Source organism: Mesorhizobium sp. GbtcB19 (genome assembly GCF_019091085.1).
GTDB lineage: Bacteria > Pseudomonadota > Alphaproteobacteria > Rhizobiales > Rhizobiaceae > Mesorhizobium.
In genome coordinates, this window is sequence record NZ_JAGXJY010000002.1 from 331,943 (window position 1) to 349,682 (window position 17,740).

General features: G+C 62.6%; 21 protein-coding genes and 3 tRNA genes. 16 read left to right on the top strand and 8 right to left on the bottom strand.

The window, feature by feature from the left end:
• Positions 1 to 89: 89 nt before the first annotated feature.
• The gene (locus KVT37_RS05620; RefSeq protein WP_254633826.1) at positions 90 to 446 is read left to right on the top strand and encodes a BA14K family protein; all 357 of its coding nucleotides are present in this window, start codon (positions 90 to 92) and stop codon (positions 444 to 446) included.
• Positions 447 to 560: 114 nt separating this feature from the next.
• Here the strand turns inward: KVT37_RS05620 and KVT37_RS05625 are convergent, their stop codons facing one another.
• Positions 561 to 968, bottom strand: a complete 408-nt coding sequence (locus KVT37_RS05625) for a hypothetical protein (RefSeq protein ID WP_217570507.1) — start codon at positions 966 to 968, stop codon at positions 561 to 563.
• A 117-nt stretch (positions 969 to 1,085) separates the two neighbouring features.
• Here KVT37_RS05625 and KVT37_RS05630 point away from each other — a divergent pair, with 117 nt between their 5' ends.
• The gene (locus tag KVT37_RS05630; RefSeq protein WP_217570509.1) at positions 1,086 to 1,442 is read left to right on the top strand and encodes a hypothetical protein; all 357 of its coding nucleotides are present in this window, start codon (positions 1,086 to 1,088) and stop codon (positions 1,440 to 1,442) included.
• 27 nt (positions 1,443 to 1,469) lie between these two features.
• On the opposite strand, the gene bhcR is transcribed toward KVT37_RS05630, so the two are convergent.
• Positions 1,470 to 2,291, bottom strand: a complete 822-nt coding sequence (gene bhcR, locus KVT37_RS05635; RefSeq protein ID WP_217570511.1) for an HTH-type transcriptional regulator BhcR — start codon at positions 2,289 to 2,291, stop codon at positions 1,470 to 1,472.
• Positions 2,292 to 2,494: 203 nt separating this feature from the next.
• Here bhcR and gcl point away from each other — a divergent pair, with 203 nt between their 5' ends.
• From gcl to KVT37_RS05650, 3 genes are all read left to right on the top strand, one after another.
• A complete protein-coding gene (gene gcl, locus KVT37_RS05640; RefSeq protein ID WP_217570513.1) occupies positions 2,495 to 4,276 on the top strand; it encodes a glyoxylate carboligase in 1,782 nt (593 codons plus the stop codon).
• 27 nt (positions 4,277 to 4,303) lie between these two features.
• A complete protein-coding gene (otnI, locus tag KVT37_RS05645; RefSeq protein ID WP_217570515.1) occupies positions 4,304 to 5,101 on the top strand; it encodes a 2-oxo-tetronate isomerase in 798 nt (265 codons plus the stop codon).
• Positions 5,102 to 5,208: 107 nt separating this feature from the next.
• A complete protein-coding gene (locus KVT37_RS05650) occupies positions 5,209 to 6,123 on the top strand; it encodes a 2-hydroxy-3-oxopropionate reductase (RefSeq protein ID WP_217570517.1) in 915 nt (304 codons plus the stop codon).
• 113 nt (positions 6,124 to 6,236) lie between these two features.
• Here KVT37_RS05650 and KVT37_RS05655 read toward each other — a convergent pair whose 3' ends face one another.
• Complete coding sequence (locus KVT37_RS05655) at positions 6,237 to 7,097, bottom strand: RNA methyltransferase (protein WP_217570519.1); 861 nt, start codon at positions 7,095 to 7,097, stop codon at positions 6,237 to 6,239.
• Positions 7,098 to 7,296: 199 nt separating this feature from the next.
• On the opposite strand from KVT37_RS05655, the gene KVT37_RS05660 reads away from it, so the two are divergent.
• Both KVT37_RS05660 and KVT37_RS05665 read left to right on the top strand, forming a co-directional pair.
• Positions 7,297 to 7,381, top strand: a tRNA-Tyr gene (locus KVT37_RS05660).
• Between the two features lie 88 nt (positions 7,382 to 7,469).
• Positions 7,470 to 7,543 (top strand) — tRNA-Gly (locus KVT37_RS05665).
• Positions 7,544 to 7,687: 144 nt separating this feature from the next.
• On the opposite strand, the gene KVT37_RS05670 is transcribed toward KVT37_RS05665, so the two are convergent.
• From KVT37_RS05670 to KVT37_RS05680, 3 genes are all read right to left on the bottom strand, one after another.
• Entirely contained in the window at positions 7,688 to 7,912 is a 225-nt protein-coding gene (locus KVT37_RS05670; protein ID WP_254633827.1) for a type II toxin-antitoxin system RelE/ParE family toxin, read from the bottom strand.
• A complete protein-coding gene (locus KVT37_RS05675) occupies positions 7,909 to 8,136 on the bottom strand; it encodes a hypothetical protein (RefSeq protein WP_217570521.1) in 228 nt (75 codons plus the stop codon). The genes KVT37_RS05670 and KVT37_RS05675 overlap by 4 nt, the downstream gene beginning before the upstream one ends.
• 132 nt (positions 8,137 to 8,268) lie before the next feature.
• Complete coding sequence (locus KVT37_RS05680) at positions 8,269 to 8,724, bottom strand: YidB family protein (RefSeq protein WP_217570523.1); 456 nt, start codon at positions 8,722 to 8,724, stop codon at positions 8,269 to 8,271.
• Positions 8,725 to 8,853: 129 nt separating this feature from the next.
• Here KVT37_RS05680 and KVT37_RS05685 point away from each other — a divergent pair, with 129 nt between their 5' ends.
• The gene (locus KVT37_RS05685; RefSeq protein WP_217570525.1) at positions 8,854 to 9,111 is read left to right on the top strand and encodes a GlsB/YeaQ/YmgE family stress response membrane protein; all 258 of its coding nucleotides are present in this window, start codon (positions 8,854 to 8,856) and stop codon (positions 9,109 to 9,111) included.
• 74 nt (positions 9,112 to 9,185) lie between these two features.
• Here KVT37_RS05685 and KVT37_RS05690 read toward each other — a convergent pair whose 3' ends face one another.
• A complete protein-coding gene (locus KVT37_RS05690) occupies positions 9,186 to 10,073 on the bottom strand; it encodes a DMT family transporter (protein ID WP_217570527.1) in 888 nt (295 codons plus the stop codon).
• Between the two features lie 228 nt (positions 10,074 to 10,301).
• Here KVT37_RS05690 and tuf point away from each other — a divergent pair, with 228 nt between their 5' ends.
• The gene (gene tuf / locus KVT37_RS05695; protein WP_112099610.1) at positions 10,302 to 11,477 is read left to right on the top strand and encodes an elongation factor Tu; all 1,176 of its coding nucleotides are present in this window, start codon (positions 10,302 to 10,304) and stop codon (positions 11,475 to 11,477) included.
• 209 nt (positions 11,478 to 11,686) lie between these two features.
• Positions 11,687 to 13,450, top strand: a complete 1,764-nt coding sequence (locus KVT37_RS05700; RefSeq protein ID WP_254633828.1) for a hypothetical protein — start codon at positions 11,687 to 11,689, stop codon at positions 13,448 to 13,450.
• On the opposite strand, the gene KVT37_RS05705 is transcribed toward KVT37_RS05700, so the two are convergent.
• Positions 13,447 to 13,641: a hypothetical protein gene (locus tag KVT37_RS05705; RefSeq protein WP_217570529.1), complete on the bottom strand. Its 195-nt coding sequence runs from the start codon at positions 13,639 to 13,641 to the stop codon at positions 13,447 to 13,449. The genes KVT37_RS05700 and KVT37_RS05705 overlap by 4 nt on opposite strands.
• Here KVT37_RS05705 and KVT37_RS05710 point away from each other — a divergent pair.
• From KVT37_RS05710 to rplK, 6 genes are all read left to right on the top strand, one after another.
• Positions 13,640 to 15,238 (top strand): hypothetical protein, encoded by a 1,599-nt coding sequence (locus KVT37_RS05710; protein WP_217570531.1) that lies wholly within the window; start codon positions 13,640 to 13,642, stop codon positions 15,236 to 15,238. The genes KVT37_RS05705 and KVT37_RS05710 overlap by 2 nt on opposite strands.
• A gap of 92 nt (positions 15,239 to 15,330) precedes the next feature.
• Entirely contained in the window at positions 15,331 to 15,816 is a 486-nt protein-coding gene (locus KVT37_RS05715; protein ID WP_217570533.1) for a group II truncated hemoglobin, read from the top strand.
• A gap of 142 nt (positions 15,817 to 15,958) precedes the next feature.
• Positions 15,959 to 16,034: transfer RNA gene (locus KVT37_RS05720), tRNA-Trp, on the top strand.
• Between the two features lie 350 nt (positions 16,035 to 16,384).
• Positions 16,385 to 16,588 carry a preprotein translocase subunit SecE gene (gene secE / locus KVT37_RS05725; RefSeq protein ID WP_027170383.1) on the top strand — a complete coding sequence of 68 codons (204 nt, stop codon included), beginning with the start codon at positions 16,385 to 16,387 and terminating at the stop codon, positions 16,586 to 16,588.
• 27 nt (positions 16,589 to 16,615) lie between these two features.
• Positions 16,616 to 17,143, top strand: coding sequence for a transcription termination/antitermination protein NusG (nusG, locus tag KVT37_RS05730; RefSeq protein ID WP_041003121.1), 528 nt, complete (start codon positions 16,616 to 16,618; stop codon positions 17,141 to 17,143).
• Between the two features lie 166 nt (positions 17,144 to 17,309).
• Positions 17,310 to 17,738, top strand: coding sequence for a 50S ribosomal protein L11 (gene rplK / locus KVT37_RS05735; RefSeq protein WP_042642146.1), 429 nt, complete (start codon positions 17,310 to 17,312; stop codon positions 17,736 to 17,738).
• Positions 17,739 to 17,740 lie beyond the last annotated feature (2 nt).

Below are 17,740 nucleotides of genomic sequence, written 5' to 3' on the forward strand. Positions count from 1 at the left end.
GGCCGATGGCCGACCGGCAAAACCGCCTGCTGCTCCAGCGAAAAAATTCTCGAACAATTTTCGAACCTTTTTCGTCGCCGCCGCGACCCATGATCAAGAGGCGGATGGTTCGCCTCTCCAACGAAACCCAGGAGATCGTCATGTTCAAGCGCACCATCGTTTCCGGCCTCATCGCCACCACCGTCGCCGCCGGCTCGCTCGTCGGTACCGTTCAGCCCTCGGCTGCTCACAATCATCACAATCGCGAACTCGGCATCGGCATTGCCGCCGGCGTCGGCGGCTTCGTGCTCGGCAGCCTGCTCTCCCAGCAGCAGCGCCCGGTCTATGTCGAAGATGACGGCTACGACTCGATCCACGTCCGCCGCTGCTACGCTCGCTACGCCAGCTACGACGAACGGTCGGACACCTATATGAGCTACGACGGCCCGCGTTATTGCCGGCTCTAAGAGGGAGCAAAATCAACGACAGGAAAAAGGGGCTGCACGCAGCCCCTCTTCTTGCGTTTGAACGCTTCCGCTGGACCGGCTTGACCTCAAGCGGCTCTTCTACAGCCGCCAGTTCTAAGGATTGGGCTTCGGTTCGGGCATCGCCAACCCAGTCGCGCGGCAGGTGCTGCCGACCGAGATGTCGTTTATCGCCAGCAGCTCGAAACTGCTTCCGTCATCGGGGTAGATCTTGCCGATGAAAGGTTCGGCGCTGCCTGGAGAGCCTTTGTCGTCGACATAGCCGCACACCAGGATCTCGTGGCGACCGCTCAAAGTGCGCTCTCCGGCGAGCATTGTTCCGAACCTGGCAGCGATCGGGTTCTTCAAATGCTGGCGGACGCCGGTAGCGATGATCTCCTCGAGAGCCAGCGAGATCGGCATGGGATCGACCAGTTGGTTGCCGCTGGGCTCGATCGGGGGCGGTGCCGCCGCCACACATCCGCACAGAGAAGCGGCCGATAAAAGCTGAATTGTTTTGCGCATCCGTGGCCTTTCGCACGCATCCGAACGCTCCGGCAAGGCGATCAAGTCCCTGCATGCAAAGGTGTACAGCGATTTTGCGAGCGTCTAGTCTGGACCCGCCGAAATGGGGAGGGTGGTTTGGACGAGCAGGACCCGAAGGAAGACGTTGTGGAGACGACCTTTCGCAACGGCACCGTCACCACGGTCGGCATCCTGCTGGCCTTCTCGTTGGGTTTCATCACCCATTGGGCCGCCAATCCGATCCCCTGGCAGACCCATCATCTGATCGCCGTGCTGCCGATCCTGGTCGGCATCGCGCTGCAGATGCGGGCACTTGCCATGCTGCTCGACCTCAAGTCGCTGCAGCGGCGCGTCTTCGAGCGCGCCAACCGCATCTTCATCACCGGGCTCGTCTTCACCGCTTGCGGCGTCGGCGGCGCGATCCTGCTCGACTTCTTCGCCATATCCGCCAGGAGCGTCGTGCCGGGCGGATGATCACGAGAAATCGCGGGAGCGATTTTCTCAGCCTGCCTTAGCGCCGCCGATCATCTTCGTCACCGCGGCCGCGGCGTCGCGCACCAGCGGACCGATCTCGGCCAGCCGCTCGGGCGTGACCCGCACCGTAGGGCCGGAGACCGAAACGCCGCCGATCGGCTCGCCATATTCGTCGAAGATGGCGGCGGCCACACAGCGCATGCCAGGATGGCGTTCCTCGTCGTCCACCGACCAGCCGCGATGTTTTATGGTCGCCAGGTCGTGGGCAAGGGCGGAAATGTCGGAAAGCGTCTTGTCGGTGTAGCGCTGCAGGCCTGCCTTGCGCAGGATGGCGGCGACCCGTTCCGGCTCGAGATGCGCCAGCACCGCCTTGCCGATGCCCGAGGCATGGAAGGGGCTGCGCGTGCCCGGGCGAAAGAAAGCGCGGATCGCCTGGTGCGTCTCGACCTGGTTGACGAAAACCACGCAATCGTCCTCCGCGACGCCGAGATTGGCGGTCTCGCCGGTCTTCTCCATCAATTCCTGCATGACGATGCGGGCGCGGTCGACGAGCTTGCGCCGGCGCAGGAAAGCCGAGCCCATGCGATAGGTCTCGACGCCGACCGACCACAACTGATCGGTCGTGTCGAACTCGACCATGCCGTGGTTTTCCAGCGTCGTCAGCATGCGGTAGGCGGTGGAGGCGGCAATGCCGCTTTGCGCCGCGATTTCGCTCAGCGACAGGCCGCTGGCCTCGGCGACGATCGCCAGGATGCGCAGCGCCCGGTCGAGCGACTGCACCGATGCCGCCTCGGAAGGGCCGTTGAAGGCGCGCGGCCGGCCGCGCTGGCGCTTTTCCGTCGTTTCCATAAGCGGCATTCTCGCCGATTTGGCGCTGGATGCAATGAAAAAGTTTTTCAGTGATTGTGTCGGCGGATTTTCTGGAAAACGAAAAGCAAAGTGAAATCAGGTAATAACAGCCGCTTTCTAGAAATGAAAAAATATTCTGAAAAAATTGAAAAATCGCAGACGCGCTGTCACTATCAAGCCAACCAACGAAATGGAGGCTTGCCATGGCAAGGATGCGCGCTGTCGACGCGGCGGTTCTCGTTCTCGAAAAGGAAGGCATCACCAATGCCTTCGGCGTGCCGGGCGCGGCGATCAACCCGCTCTACTCGGCGCTGAAGGCACGCGGCACCATCCGCCATGTGCTTGCCCGCCATGTCGAGGGCGCCTCGCACATGGCCGAAGGCTATACGCGGGCCAAGGCCGGCAATATCGGGCTCTGCATCGGCACCTCCGGTCCGGCCGGCACGGACATGATCACCGGCCTCTATTCGGCCTCGGCGGATTCCATCCCGATCTTGTGCATCACCGGCCAAGCTCCCCGCGCGCGCCTCAACAAGGAGGATTTCCAGGCCGTCGACATCGCCTCGATCGCGGCACCCGTCGCCAAATGGGCGGTCACCGTCATGGAGCCCTATCTGGTGCCGATGGCGCTTCAGAAGGCGTTCCATTTGATGCGCTCCTCGCGGCCAGGTCCGGTGCTGATCGACCTGCCGGTCGACGTGCAGCTCGCCGAGATCGAGTTCGACATCGACGCCTATGAGCCGCTCTGCCCCTTCAAGCCGGCGATGACCCGCGCCCAGGCCGAGAAGGCGCTGGCGATGCTCAATGAAGCCCAAAAGCCGCTGATCGTCGCCGGCGGCGGCATCATCAACGCCGATGCTTCCGACCTTTTGATCGAGTTTGCCGAGATCACCGGCGTGCCGGTCATCCCGACGCTGATGGGCTGGGGCGCGATCCCCGACGACCACCGGCTGATGGCCGGCATGTGCGGCCTGCAGACCTCGCACCGCTACGGCAATGCGACGATGCTGGCGTCCGACTTCGTCTTCGGCATCGGCAACCGCTGGGCTAACCGCCACACCGGCTCCGTCGATGTCTACACGAAGGGGAAAAAATTCATCCATGTCGACATCGAGCCGACGCAGATCGGCCGCGTCTTCGCGCCGGATCTCGGCGTCGTCTCCGACGCGGGCGCGGCGCTGAAGATCCTGCTCGACGTCGCCACCGAATGGCGCACGGCCGGCAAGCTGCGCGACTGGTCGGGCTGGGCCAAGGAATGCCAGCAGCGCAAGAAGACCATGAAGCGCAAGACGCATTTCGAGCAGGTGCCGCTGAAGCCGCAGCGCGTCTATGAGGAGATGAACAAGGCGTTTGGCCGCGACACGACCTATGTCACCACGATCGGCCTGTCGCAGATCGCCGGCGCGCAGTTCCTGCATGTCTACAAGCCGCGCAACTGGATCAATTGCGGCCAGGCCGGCCCGCTCGGCTGGACGCTGCCGGCAGCGCTCGGCGTGCGCGCCGCCGATCCGGATCGCGATATCGTCGCGCTGTCCGGCGACTATGATTTCCAGTTCATGATCGAGGAACTGGCGGTCGGCGCGCAGCACAAGCTGCCCTACATCCACGTCGTGGTGAACAACGCCTATCTCGGCCTGATCCGCCAGGCGCAGCGCGGCTTCTCGATGGACTACGAGGTGAGCCTCGCCTTCGAGAACGTCAACCGGGTTAACGATCCCGAAGCGGGCTACGGCGTCGACCATGTCGCGGTCGCCGAGGCGATGGGCTGCAAGGCGGTTCGCGTGAAGAAGCCGGAAGAATTCGCAGGCGCCTTCAAGGAGGCCCAGCGGCTGATGAAAGAACACCAGGTCCCGGTCGTTCTCGAATTCATCCTCGAGCGCGTCACCAACATTTCCATGGGCACTGAAATCGATAAGGTCACCGAATTCGAGGAACTTGCCGAGAGCCACGAGGATGCGCCGACGGCCATCGTCATGCTCGACTAGGGGCCTGGTGGGATAAGGAGAAAAAGAATGCCGCGTTTTTCAGCCAATCTGTCGATGCTCTTCGGCGAGCATGAGTTTCTCGATCGCTTCGACGCCGCCGCCCGCGCCGGCTTCAAGGGCGTCGAATATATCGGTCCTTACGACCATGCGCCGGACGTCATCGCCGCGCGCCTGAAGAAGAATGGCCTGACCCAGGTTCTCTTCAACCTGCCGGCCGGCGACTGGGCGAAGGGCGAGCGCGGCATTGCCGTCTTGCCCGATCGCGTGCCGGAATTCCGCCAGGGCGTCGCCAAGGCGATCACCTACGCCCACGCGCTGGGCTGCGAGCAGATCAACTGCCTTGCCGGCATCGCGCCGCAGGGCGCCGATCGCGCCGTGCTCGAAAACGTCTTTGCCGAGAATCTCGCCTTCGCGGCCGAGAAGCTGGAGCAGGCCGGCATCAGGCTGCTGATCGAGCCGATCAACACGCGCGACATTCCAGGCTTCTTCCTGAACTATTCCGACCAGGCCCTGGCGCTGATCGACCGCATCGACTCGAAGAATCTCTATTTGCAATACGACATCTACCACATGCAGATCATGGAGGGGGATCTCACCCGTACCATCGAGGCGAACCTTAGCCGCATCGCGCATATCCAGCTTGCGGACAATCCCGGCCGTCACGAGCCGGGGACGGGCGAGATCAACTATCCTTTCCTCTACGACCACATCGACCGCCTCGGCTATTCCGGCTGGATCGGCGCCGAATACAAGCCGAAAGCCGGCACGGAAGCCGGGCTCGGCTGGTTCAGCGGGTTCGCCGGGCAGGGAAGCGCGGCGGCTTAAGAGCTTCCTTCTCCCCGTCACTATACGGGGAGAAGGTGCCGGCAGGCGGATGAGGGGCAGCGCCTGCCTTTCGACAATTTCGAGCTAAGGATTTCTGGAGCAAACAAATGGAAACCATCGGTTTCATCGGCCTCGGCATCATGGGCGCGCCGATGGCGGGACATCTGCTCGACGCCGGCTATACGGTCATTGCCAGCGACCACCGCTCGAAGCCGCCGGCCGATCTCGTCGCCAAGGGCCTGAAGACCGTCACCGGCCATGACGCGGTGGCCAAGGCCGCCGGCATCATCATCACCATGGTGCCGGACACCCCCCAGGTCGCCGACGTGCTGTTCGGCGAGAACGGCGTCGCCGGTGGCCTGGCCAAGGGCAAGCTCGTCATCGACATGAGCTCGATCTCGCCGATCGCGACCAAGGAATTCGCCAAAAAGATCAACGATCTCGGCTGCGATTATCTCGACGCGCCGGTGTCGGGCGGCGAGGTCGGCGCCAAGGCGGCCTCTCTCACCATCATGGTCGGCGGCGAGGACAAGGCCTTCGAACGCGCCAGGCCGGTGTTCGAGAAGATGGGCAAGAACATCACGCTGGTCGGGCCGAACGGCGTCGGCCAGACCACCAAAGTGGCCAACCAGATCGTCGTGGCCCTCACGATCGAAGCCGTCGGCGAAGCGCTGGTCTTCGCCTCGAAGGCGGGCGCCGATCCGGCAAAAGTCAGGCAGGCGCTGATGGGCGGGCTCGCCGCCTCGCGAATCCTGGAAGTGCATGGCGAGCGCATGATCAAGCGCACCTTCGCGCCGGGCTTCCGCATCGAACTGCACCAGAAGGACCTCAACCTGGCGCTCGAAGGTGCCAAGGCGCTCGGCGTCTCTCTGCCCAACGCCTCGACGACGCAGCAACTGTTCAACTCCTGCGCGGCCAATGGCGGCGCCAAGGAAGACCACTCGGCGCTGGTCAGGGCGCTGGAGCGGATGTCGGCGCACGAGATTGGTGCAGACACGCAAGCCAAGGGCAAAGCAGCTTAGGTCAGGGGAGGGCAGCTCACGTTCCCACGCCGCCCGCTCTTTTCCTGTCAGAGAACGGGTTCCCGCGTTGTGCCGGAACCCGTTTCTCGCTTCGAGGCTCTATTCCAGTTCACTCAGCCGCGCTTCAGAAATGCGTTTGCCGCGTAGAGGCTCACCGCTGCCGCGTTCGACACGTTGAGCGAGTGGATGGCGCCAGGCATGTCGAGGCGGGCGAGCGCCGTCACCGTCTCGCGCGTCTTCTGGCGCAGGCCTTTGCCTTCCGCGCCCAGCACCAGCGCGATTTTCTCGCCGCCGAAGGTCTTTTCCAGTTCTGCCGGCCCTTCGGAATCGAGCCCGATGGTCTGGAAGCCGGCCTCGTGCAACTGTCCCAGCGCATCGGCAAGGTTCTTCACCTCGATCTGGTCGATATGCTCCAGCGCGCCCGACGCTGACTTCGCCAGCACCCCGGATTCCTGCGGGCTGTGCCGGGCCGTGGTGATCAGCGCTCCCGCGCCGAAGGCGACCGCCGAGCGCAGGATCGCACCGACATTGTGCGGATCGGTGACCTGGTCGAGCACCAGCACCAGCCTTGTGTCGCCAAGCGCGTCGAGACGCTTCGGCTTGAGAGGTTCGGCCTCGATCAGCACGCCCTGATGCACCGCGTCCGAACCGGTGATCCTGTCGATGTCCTTCGGCTCGACCAACTCGGCCTTGAAGGGCAGGGTGGCAAGCTCGCCGATCGAAAGCCGCTCGGCCGCGTTGCGCGTCACCAGCATCTTTTTGATCTTGCGGCGCGGATTGTCGAGGGCGGCCCGCACCGTGTGCAGGCCATAAAGCCGCACCAGCCCGTCGGCCGGTGCTTCGCCCGGCGGCACCGGCTGGCGCGGCCGGAATGCCGGCGGCCCGCCCGCCTTCTGGTCGCGATGCGCGCGCCGCAGCTTGGCGTAGTGGGTGTCCTTGGGGGTGCCCGGCTTGTTGCTTTTTTCGTCGCTCATGCGGCCTCTATAGCGGCCCCGTCCGGCTAAGGATATGGCCTGCGGCAATGAATGCCGAACATCTTCGAAAAACCCTGGCCGCGCCGGTTGACACCCACCGGCCTTGCCGCCATAAGGCGCTTCGCTGATTTCGGAGAAGATCCTTACTCGGGCTCCGGATCGGCGAAAATGCCTCGTTGCATGGCTCCGGCGGCAGACTGGAGAGGTGCCCGAGTGGTTAAAGGGGACGGACTGTAAATCCGTTGGCTTAGCCTACGTTGGTTCGAATCCAACCCTCTCCACCACTGCCGGCCCGGAAGCCCTGAAACGAAAAGTCTCGGACCGAAAAGTGCATGGCGCTTTTCGGGTGAATCCGGTACTTCAGTGTAAGGCGCGGGTATAGCTCAGTGGTAGAGCAGCAGCCTTCCAAGCTGAATATGCGGGTTCGATTCCCGCTACCCGCTCCAAAGCTTCAGCCACGGTGACATCACGTATCCGGACGCTGAGCAGGCATGTCAGGCGATCTTGTCGTCGCCCTATATCAAGCGTCGGAGTGCTCGCGCTCGCGGGCCGGGCGTCGGATCGTGAGAACCACGATCTCTTCGGCCACCTCATCCGCCGAGTAATAGACAATGTAGGGGATAACGTCGTGCGACAAGCTTGCGGACGCCCTCGACCCTTTGAGGCCTTCCGACATGAGGGAAGAGCACGAGATTCTGAAGCGCCTCAAGGATTGCAGCCCGAACTCGAAGGGCGGCTTGCGGGTTCCGCTCGCGGATGTAGGTAGCTATCTCGTCAAGATCCTGTGTTGCACGCGGCGTGAACCGAAGTTTCATCGGTCAAAGGAGCGAAACGCAGCCTCGACCTCGGTATCGGTTGCAAACTGGCGGCGCTTGGCTTGGGCAAGACCTTCGAGCACGGCAGGCAGATGCGCCGCATCGATTTCTTCCGGCTCGCCTTCGTTGCCGGTCAAGGTCAGCATGGCAAGCGCTATCTGATCCTGGCCGTCCGGCGGCAATTGACGCACTGCCTCTAGGGCTTTTTCCAGCAATTTTGTCATGGGCATAAGATACGGTCTTTAAACCGAATTGGAAGCGTATCGACGAAAATGTTCCCGACCCAGACTTCTTTCGAATGCCTGACACGAAAACGCCGCGCACCGTGGCGCGGCGTGTCCGAATTTCCTTGCGCCTTAGCTGTTGAAGGCTGAAGCGACCTGATGGTTCTGCGGGATCTGGCCGTTCGGCGTCAGCTTGTCGACGATGCCGGGCAGCGCCGTGGAGAGTTGCTGCAGCAGTTCCTGCTCGTTCATGCCGGTGCGCTGGGCGATCTCGCGGATTACCGCCGGACCAAGTGCGGAGCCGAGATCGTTGGCGTTGATCTGCTGGTTCTGGCCGGTGCCGACCCAGGAATCGGCGACGTTGCCATGGCCTGCATCCTTGAGCTTGTCGAGCAGGCCGCCGAGACCGCCGAGAAGGCCGCCATCGGCTGAAGCGCCGGTGTCCGCCGGCGTCGGCGCCGGGGCTTGCGGCGCGGCCGCCTCTTCGCTTCTGCCGCTCAGCATCTTGCCGACCAAAAGCGCGCCGAGCGCGATCATCAGGGGTTTGGTGATATTGCCGCCCGGAACGGCATTGTCAAAAAGGCCCATAGTGGATCTCCTTATCCAGCCAAGTCCGCCCGGCCCCAGAATGGAGCAAACGGGCAGAATTTCAAGCTGTCTTGAGCTTTTGACAATCATATGAAAATGATTGGGGCGGCGGGGAATTTGGAGGGAATTATGGGCATTATCAGCTGGATCATTCTCGGCATCGTCGCCGGGTTCATCGGCAGCAAGATCGTCAACAAGTCCGGGCAGGGCATGATCATGGACATCGTGCTCGGCATCGTCGGCGCCATCGTCGGCGGCGTGATCTTCAGCGCTTTCGGCGCGTCGGGCGTCACCGGCCTCAACATTTGGAGCCTGATCGTGGCCGTGGTCGGCTCGGTCGTCGTGCTCTGGGCCTATCATCAGATTTCCGGCAAGCGCACGCTTTAAGGCAAGGAAGGTCGCAACTGGCCGGGCTGCTGGAGGTCGACCCGTCCGGGTCGGCCCGTGCTGGATTCGCGCTTTCAGGCGACCATGGCCAGCCGGCGTTTTCTTTCGTCGAGCGAGACGATCGCCAGGCCGCTGGCCATCACCAGCAGGATGCCGCAGACGGCGAGCGCGTTGGGGAACTGCCCGAACACCAGCAGCCCCGAAATGACCGCCCAGACGGTGAAGCAGTAGTAGAAGGGCGCGACCGCGCTGGTCGGACCGACCCGATAGGCCATGAAGATGAAGAAATGGCCGAAGATCAGGAACAGGCCGGCTCCGGCGATCAGCAGTAGATGATGCCCCTCCGGCATCACCCATTGCTCGGAGACGAGGTGCGCCGCGCCTGACCCGGCCAGCACCACCAAGACGGCGGAGATGGCGACGATCATGCCCGGCACGTCGGCGCCCACCTTGCGGCCGGCAAGATCGCGCACCGCCGCGAAGGCCGCGTTGCCGAGCGCCAGCAGGGCGTAGACCGAAATACCTTGCATCGTCGGCTGCGCCACCATGAGCGCCCCGATAAAGCCAAGGCCGATCAGCGCCATGCGCGTGGCACCGATCTTTTCGCCGAACAGCAACGAGGAACCGACCAGCACGATGAGCGGCGTGATCTGCCCGAGCGCGGTCGAATCCGCGATCTGCATGTTGGCCAGAGCCACGACGTAGCACAGGATCGCCAGCAGCTCGAACAGGTTGCGGCGCAGCACCTTGCGCTCGAAGAGTAGCGGCATCTGCCTGGCATACCCCAACATCAGAAGCAGCGGCACGCCCCACAGCGTTGCGGCGGCACCCCGCAACAGGAGCACTTCATAGGGCGGCAGCCCGGCGGTCGCGAGCTTCATCATCGTGTCGTTGACGAGGTAGGACCCCGTCGAGACGATCATGAACAGCGGGCCGCGGATATTGGATGGAATGAACTGCATGCGGCGGACAAGATCAGAGCGGCGCCACGGCGGCAATGGGCCAGCCGGGCGCCTTTGATTTTACGAGCGGCGGACCTATATCCGCTCTACATCCCACTGAAATCGACCGTCGGTTCGGGTCGAGCGGGAATCCGCTCAGCCACAAGGCACTTGTGTTTTTCGGCCGTTGTCGCTAATCGCCCCGCATTCGACTGAACTGAAGGTCAAGGCCGTCCAAGGAAAGAGACTATGGCAAAAGGTAAATTCGAGCGCACCAAGCCGCATGTGAACATTGGCACGATCGGGCACGTCGATCATGGCAAGACGTCGCTGACGGCGGCGATCACGAAGTATTTTGGCGAATACAAGCGCTATGACCAGATCGACGCGGCACCCGAAGAGAAGGCGCGCGGCATCACGATCTCGACGGCGCATGTCGAGTATGAGACGGCCAACCGTCACTATGCCCACGTCGACTGCCCCGGCCACGCCGACTATGTGAAGAACATGATCACCGGTGCCGCCCAGATGGACGGCGCGATCCTGGTGGTTTCGGCCGCCGACGGCCCGATGCCGCAGACCCGCGAGCACATCCTCTTGGCCCGCCAGGTCGGCGTGCCCTCGATCGTGGTGTTCCTGAACAAGGTCGACCAGGTCGACGACGCCGAGCTGCTCGAGCTGGTCGAGCTCGAGGTTCGCGAGCTTCTGTCGAAGAACGAGTTCCCCGGTGACGACATTCCGATCGTCAAGGGCTCGGCGCTGGCCGCGCTTGAGGATTCCAACAAGACCATCGGCGAGGACGCCATCCGCGAACTGATGGCTCAGGTCGACGCCTATATCCCGACGCCGGTTCGTCCGCTGGACAAGCCGTTCCTGATGCCGATCGAGGACGTGTTCTCGATCTCGGGCCGCGGCACGGTGGTGACCGGCCGCGTCGAGCGCGGCATCGTCAAGGTCGGCGAGGAGCTGGAAATCGTCGGCATCCGTCCGACCACCAAGACGACCTGCACGGGCGTCGAGATGTTCCGCAAGCTGCTCGACCAGGGTCAGGCGGGCGACAACATCGGCGCGCTGCTGCGCGGTGTCGACCGTGAAGGCGTCGAGCGCGGCCAGGTTCTGGCCAAGCCGGGTTCGGTGAAGCCGCACAAGAAGTTCGTGGCCGAAGCCTACATCCTGACCAAGGACGAGGGCGGCCGTCACACGCCGTTCTTCACCAACTACCGTCCGCAGTTCTACTTCCGCACGACGGACGTGACGGGCATCGTGACGCTGCCGGCGGGCACCGAGATGGTGATGCCTGGCGACAACATCACCGTCGATGTCGAGCTGATCGTGCCGATCGCGATGGAAGAGAAGCTGCGCTTCGCCATCCGTGAAGGCGGCCGCACCGTCGGTGCCGGCATCGTCGTCACCATCAAGGAATAATCGATCCGGCTTCTGCCGGCTCGACAAGGAAAGGGCGGCCTTCGGGCCGCCCTTTTTCGTTTACTTGCACTGCGTGGAATAACTCTAGCCGGGTTGCTTCAAAGCCATTGCATACTCCATTGCTGTAAATATTATTGGTGGCGGTAGGGGCTTCGGCAAGCATGATTTCGAGGTGTCTTTCAAACAATACGGAAACCATATTGCTTGGGATGGCTCGCCTGGTCATGGCACTTGCGATGGCGATGGCTGCTTTCGCCGTGAAGGCAGGCGACATCTCCGACCCGAAAATGTGGAATCCCAATACCTGGTACTTTCAGCACCTCCTGACCGACGGTATATCGGAGATGCGGTTTGTCGTCGTGCGCAGCAGTGCCACCGGCTGTAAGACCAACTGTCCCGAATGGATTTCGGCCGAAGGCGCCATTCAGGCCGGCACGCCGGCCAAACTCAGAAGTATATTGAAGACGCTCGGTACCCGCAAACTGCCGATCATCGTCAATTCCCCTGGTGGCGATGTCGACGCCGCACTTCAACTTGGTCGCATCATACGCAAGAATGGGCTCGACATCGCGATCGGCAAGACCGAATTTTCCGATTGTTGGCCGGGGACGGAGGGCTGCGGAGCGAGCGTCGGCAAGGGCGTTACCTACTTGGGCGTGGCGTCTGATGGCGGCGCTATGTGCAACTCGGCATGTCCCCTGATGTTTGCGGGCGGTGTTCGCCGCCTGGCCGGTGGCTGGGCCTATCTGGGTGTTCATCAGATCACCACCACTTGGTTCCCCTCCACAAGGCATTTTCGAACCACCTATAAAACCATCCGGGGCAAAAGGTACCAGGTCACAACTGAGACCGTCACCGAAGGCCAAAGCTACAAGACCTATGAGATGGGCAAGGGGTTTGCGCGAAAAATCTCGGCCTATCTCAGGGAGATGGGAGTGGGGCAGGGCGTCCTCGAAAAAATGAAGGCCACTCCGGCGAGCGATATCCAGCGGATCACTCTCCACGACATGTTGACGATGAAACTGGCCACCAGCACGGACACCGTGGAGTTGTTCACCGGAGTGGTCCTGTGCATGGGCGACAAGCCTGCTCCGAATTGCCGGGAAATATCGGAGGATACCCGGCCGGCCGCCGTCACAACGGCAAAGACGGCGCCTGCGCCACAGGCGGAAGCTCCAATGTCCCAGCCGGCCGCTGTCACAATGGCAAAGACGGCACCTGCGCCGCAGGCGGAAGCTCCGATGTCCCAGCCGGCCAAGGCTCCACCAATCGCACCATTCCAGGCAGCGGCAGGAAATGCTGCGCCGGAGATGCGCTTCGTGGTCGTTCGCGGCAGCGATCCGCTCTGCGATCCAGACTGCCCGGAATGGATCTCGGCGGAAGGCGCGATCACCCCTCGAACTCCGCAAAAACTTCGCCAGTTGCTCGCCGCGCTCGACAACCCACGCCTTCCCATTGTGATCAGCTCACGAGGTGGTGACTTGTTCGGCGCCTTGGCCACGGGGCGGCTTATCCATGAACGCAAGCTCGACGTCGTCGTCGACCGCACCATCATCACAGGCTGCAATCCGGCCGGCGCAGGGTGCCTGGACGACAACGGCGCTTATATCGGGCTGATCAGCCAATTTGGTGTGGAGTGCGATTCAGCCTGCGCGCTCTTGCTTGCCGGCGGGGCCCGGCGACTGGTCGATCCCAAGGCGCGGCTCAGCGTGTCATCGATGGGACAGGCGCGGATCGTCAGAGCCTATCTGGACGAGATGGCGATCAGCCCGGCCCTGTTCGCAGCGATAGAGGGGAGTTCGGTCGAGCGTCAGCTTGAACCTGATATGATGCTCAAGGTCGGGCTGACGACCGGGCCGGACACGTCGGACACGCTGACCGGTCCCGTCATTTGCAGATCCATGCCAAAGCCGGACAATTGCCGACTCCCGCCCTCTGCCAACGCCCAGGCAAAGGCGCCGCCAAAACTTTAGGCGCGATGAAGGTCGAGGCAAGCAACCGACAGACTGGCATTGCCCGCACCCTTTTCAATTCTGTTGCAAGCATCGTCGCCCCAACTAGTATGGGTTGTATTCTTGGGGCTGCCAAACGTGGTTTCCGCATTCTGTTCAAAGATCATACGGCGCTGGCGCGGATTGATGCGGCTAGGGTTGGCCGCTGCCATGGCGCTGGTCGCCTTCGGCGCCACCGCCAAGGAAGATCCGCCGGATTATGGTCCGACGATGCGCTTCGTCGTCGTGCGCAGCAGCGCGCCGGGTTGCGAGCCCAACTGCCCGGAATGGATTTCGGCCGAAGGAACGATCGACGCCGGCACCCCGGCGCTGCTCAGGCGCCTGCTGAAGACGCTCGGCGAGCGGCAACTGCCGATCGTCGTCAATTCTCCCGGCGGCAATGTCGATGCCGCCCTGCAGCTTGGCCGCATGGTCCGCAAGAGCAAGCTCGATATCGCGGTCGGCATCACCGAATTTTCCGGCTGCTCGCCGGGTATGAAGAATTGCCGCGACAATGACGGCAAGGGCCAACCCTATTCCGGCGTCGCTTACGACAGCGGCGCGATGTGCAATTCCGCCTGCCCGCTGATGTTTGCCGGCGGCATCCGCCGCGTCGTCGGCGAATGGGCCTATCTCGGCGTTCACCAGATCACCACCACCTTCCGGCGCGAGAGGCTGCTCTACCGCACGACCTATCGGATCGTGAACGGCAAGAAGAAGATCATCAGCACCAAGATCGTCAGCCGCAAGAATGCCGGCAGTTACAAGACCTATGAGATGAGCAAGGCGGTCGAGAAGCGGCTGTCGGCCTATTTGAGCGAGATGGGCGTCGAACAGGGCGTGCTGGACGTGATGAAGGCGACGCCCGCCAGCGACATCAGGCAGATCGAGCCCAAGGACATGCTGGAGATGAAGCTCGTCACCAGTCTCGATTCACTCGATTTGCTGACCGAAAGGACCATCTGCCAGCGTCAGCCGGCGCCCGCGAATTGCCGCGAGATTCCGACGAGCGGCAAGCCAACCGAGGTTGCGGCCGTCGAGGCCAAGCCTGTTCCCATTGCCCCGGCGCCCGCGCCGGCGCCGCAGGCCCAGGAACAGGAGATGCGCTTCGTTCTTGTTCGCGGCAGCAATCCGCTTTGCAATCCCGATTGTCCGGAATGGATTTCGGCGGAAGGCACGATCGCCGCGGGCACCGCCGACAAGCTGCGCCAACTGCTCGATACGATCCGGGAGCGCCGGTTGCCCGTTGTCATCAACTCGCCGGGTGGAGATGTGCAGGCCGCGCTTGCGGCGGGCCGGCTGATCCGCGAACGCCGGCTGGATGTCGCGGTCGCCCGAACGGATTTTCTCGATTGCGATCCGGGCACGGTGGGGTGCGCCGCAACCGACGGTCTCCACACGGGCCTCACCATCGATGCAGGCGCTGAGTGCGACGCCGCCTGCGCGGTGATGGTCGCCGGCGGCGCCAGACGCCTGGTTGGCGCCGATGCGCATTTCCTTGTTCACGCCATGGGCATGGAAGACAAAGTGAGGGCGTATCTCGGCGAGATGGCGATCGGTTCGGGCTTTTTCGCTGCCATGCAGTCGGCCGAATATGCCAAGCACAGGGAACTCAGTCGGGACGAGTTGCAGAAATTCGGACTGACGACCGGGCCGCAATCGGTGGATGCGCTGACGGGCGCCACCATCTGCGGATCGGCGCCCAGGCCGGACAATTGCCGGGTTCAGCCGGCCGCCGATGCTGAGGCAAAGGCGCCGGCGAAGCTCTAGACTATTCACTCGCACTGGCCATGGAGGCAGGTTGAGCCGGGCAGGGCGCTGGCATTATTTTCCGCAACTGTCTGCAGAATGGAGGAGCGGCGATGAGCGAGGACATCCCGACTTTGTATCAATGGGCCGGCGGCATCGAGGCGCTGAACCGGCTGACCCGAACCTTTTACGACAAGGTGGCGGCGGATCCGGTTGTCGGTCCGGTGTTCAAGACCATGTCGCCGGACCACCCGGCGCATGTCGCCGCTTTCATCGGCGAGGTCTTCGGCGGGCCGAAGACTTACAGCGAAAAACATGGCGGTCACCGCGAGATGGTGATGCATCATCTCGGCAAGCACCTGACCGAAGAGCAGCGGCGCCGCTGGATCAATCTGCTGGCCGACGCGGCCGATGAGGTCGGCTTGCCCGATGACCCCGAATTCCGCTCCGCCTTTATGGGCTATGTCGAATGGGGATCGCGGCTGGCGAAGATGAATTCGAATCTCGGCGAGACCTGCGATCCCGAGACCGAGCCGATGCCGGCCTGGGGCTGGGGCGTGCCTGGCGGACCGTATAAGCCGCCGGCCGGGAAGTCGTAGCCGCGGCCGCGCCAGGCGCGCGACTGGTCACCAGGGGAATTGGAGCCCGGATTTCTGGCAAAGGTTCTAAAACCGCTTCCGAGTGCTCTTTACAGAGTGCCCGGAAGCTTTTAGGAAGCGCCTGCGCCGAACAAGCGCATGCACGGGCATAGCTCAGTTGGTAGAGCGGCGGTCTCCAAAACCGCAGGTCGTAGGTTCGAGCCCTGCTGCCCGTGCCATTTTCCAAATAGCCAATCAGAAGCCTCCGTGGTTGAAAATCGCCGGGTGGCTTGCCATATACCGGGAATTCGGGCATAAGCCCCGCATAGCCGGGACGGGACGACTGGATGGTTCCGAGGCGGCGCTAGAACATAAAGCGGACCCTTGCCACTTGCGTGGATTAAGAATCGGTTTTATGTAGACAGAACAGACACGCGACGCGTGGAGCTGGGAAGCCAGCTTTACGCGTCTGATTTGCATGGGTGAAATGGTGGCGCTGATTCGGCGCCGCACTTAGCCCAGGCGGCACGTCCCGGCCAGCGGGATCATCCAGGAGGCCCGGCCAACGGGTCTTGAAAACAGGCGGCACATGGCTTCGAAAACCACTAATCCCTTCACCTTTCTCCAGCAGGTTCGCGCGGAGACGGCAAAGGTGACATGGCCTTCGCGGCGCGAAACCATGATCTCGACCGTGATGGTCCTGGTGTTCGCGGTTATCGCGATGCTCTTCTTTTTCGCTGCCGACATTCTGATGGGCTATGCGATCGAGTGGATCCTGGGTCTCGGGCATTAATTCGGCGGTTTACGGAGAGGTCGGGAAATGACTGCGCGCTGGTATATCGTCCACGCCTATTCGAACTTCGAGAAGAAGGTCGCCGAGGATATCGAGAACAAGGCCAAGCAAAAGGGCTTGTCCGGCGAGATCGAGCAGATCGTGGTGCCGACCGAAAAGGTCGTCGAGATCCGCCGTGGCCGCAAGGTCGATGCCGAGCGCAAGTTCTTCCCGGGCTATGTGCTCCTGAAGGCCAACCTAACGGATGCCGTGTTCTCGCTGGTCAAGAACACGCCCAAGGTCACCGGCTTCCTGGGCGACTCCAAACCCGTGCCGATCACCGAGACGGAGGCGCAGCGCATCCTGAACCAGGTCCAGGAAGGCGTCGAGCGGCCGAAGCCCTCGGTCACCTTCGAGATCGGTGAGGCGATCCGCGTCTCCGACGGTCCGTTCGCGTCGTTCAACGGCGTCGTCCAGGAAGTGGACGAGGAGCGGGCCCGCCTCAAGGTGGAAGTTTCGATCTTCGGGCGCGCTGTGCCTGTGGATCTCGAATTCGGACAGGTCGAAAAAGGCTGATCCGGAAAATCCCTGCGCCGACAGGTGTCAGGGGCGGTTGCTTAAAGCGCCGCATGAACGGGTGGGAGGCGAAAGCGGCATAGCCGGCTGCTGGAACCGCACCACCAGACTGCAACCGCCGGTGTTCCCGAAAATGGGGCCGGCATGAAAGAAGGCAGGAATAGAGATGGCTAAGAAAGTAGCAGGCCAGCTCAAGCTCCAGGTTGCCGCGGGCTCGGCCACGCCGTCGCCCCCGATCGGCCCGGCGCTTGGTCAGCGCGGCATCAACATCATGGAATTCTGCAAGGCGTTCAACGCGCAGACCCAGGAGCTCGAGAAGGGGTCGCCGATCCCGGTCGTCATCACTTACTACCAGGACAAGTCGTTCACCTTCGTCATGAAGACGCCGCCGGTGAGCTACTTCCTGAAGAAGGCCGCCAACCTGAAGTCGGGCTCCAAGGAGCCGGGCAAGACCAAGGTCGGCACGATCAGCCGCGACAAGGTGCGCGCGATCGCCGAGCAGAAGATGAAGGACCTGAACGCAAACGACGTCGAAGCGGCCATGCGCATGGTCGAGGGCTCCGCCCGCTCGATGGGCCTGGAAGTGGTGGGCTAAGA

Excerpts from the sequence above, each read along its gene's own strand:
- KVT37_RS05620 (WP_254633826.1), top strand. The coding sequence starts at position 90 with ATGATCAAGAGGCGGATGGTTCGCCTCTCCAACGAAACCCAGGAGATC.
- KVT37_RS05625 (WP_217570507.1), bottom strand. The coding sequence starts at position 968 with ATGCGCAAAACAATTCAGCTTTTATCGGCCGCTTCTCTGTGCGGATGT.
- bhcR (WP_217570511.1), bottom strand. The coding sequence starts at position 2,291 with ATGGAAACGACGGAAAAGCGCCAGCGCGGCCGGCCGCGCGCCTTCAAC.
- gcl (WP_217570513.1), top strand. The coding sequence starts at position 2,495 with ATGGCAAGGATGCGCGCTGTCGACGCGGCGGTTCTCGTTCTCGAAAAG.
- otnI (WP_217570515.1), top strand. The coding sequence starts at position 4,304 with ATGCCGCGTTTTTCAGCCAATCTGTCGATGCTCTTCGGCGAGCATGAG.
- KVT37_RS05650 (WP_217570517.1), top strand. The coding sequence starts at position 5,209 with ATGGAAACCATCGGTTTCATCGGCCTCGGCATCATGGGCGCGCCGATG.
- KVT37_RS05655 (WP_217570519.1), bottom strand. The coding sequence starts at position 7,097 with ATGAGCGACGAAAAAAGCAACAAGCCGGGCACCCCCAAGGACACCCAC.
- KVT37_RS05670 (WP_254633827.1), bottom strand. The coding sequence starts at position 7,912 with ATGAAACTTCGGTTCACGCCGCGTGCAACACAGGATCTTGACGAGATA.
- KVT37_RS05675 (WP_217570521.1), bottom strand. The coding sequence starts at position 8,136 with ATGACAAAATTGCTGGAAAAAGCCCTAGAGGCAGTGCGTCAATTGCCG.
- KVT37_RS05680 (WP_217570523.1), bottom strand. The coding sequence starts at position 8,724 with ATGGGCCTTTTTGACAATGCCGTTCCGGGCGGCAATATCACCAAACCC.
- KVT37_RS05685 (WP_217570525.1), top strand. The coding sequence starts at position 8,854 with ATGGGCATTATCAGCTGGATCATTCTCGGCATCGTCGCCGGGTTCATC.
- KVT37_RS05690 (WP_217570527.1), bottom strand. The coding sequence starts at position 10,073 with ATGCAGTTCATTCCATCCAATATCCGCGGCCCGCTGTTCATGATCGTC.
- tuf (WP_112099610.1), top strand. The coding sequence starts at position 10,302 with ATGGCAAAAGGTAAATTCGAGCGCACCAAGCCGCATGTGAACATTGGC.
- KVT37_RS05700 (WP_254633828.1), top strand. The coding sequence starts at position 11,687 with ATGGCTCGCCTGGTCATGGCACTTGCGATGGCGATGGCTGCTTTCGCC.
- KVT37_RS05710 (WP_217570531.1), top strand. The coding sequence starts at position 13,640 with ATGGCGCTGGTCGCCTTCGGCGCCACCGCCAAGGAAGATCCGCCGGAT.
- KVT37_RS05705 (WP_217570529.1), bottom strand. The coding sequence starts at position 13,641 with ATGGCAGCGGCCAACCCTAGCCGCATCAATCCGCGCCAGCGCCGTATG.
- KVT37_RS05715 (WP_217570533.1), top strand. The coding sequence starts at position 15,331 with ATGAGCGAGGACATCCCGACTTTGTATCAATGGGCCGGCGGCATCGAG.
- secE (WP_027170383.1), top strand. The coding sequence starts at position 16,385 with ATGGCTTCGAAAACCACTAATCCCTTCACCTTTCTCCAGCAGGTTCGC.
- nusG (WP_041003121.1), top strand. The coding sequence starts at position 16,616 with ATGACTGCGCGCTGGTATATCGTCCACGCCTATTCGAACTTCGAGAAG.
- rplK (WP_042642146.1), top strand. The coding sequence starts at position 17,310 with ATGGCTAAGAAAGTAGCAGGCCAGCTCAAGCTCCAGGTTGCCGCGGGC.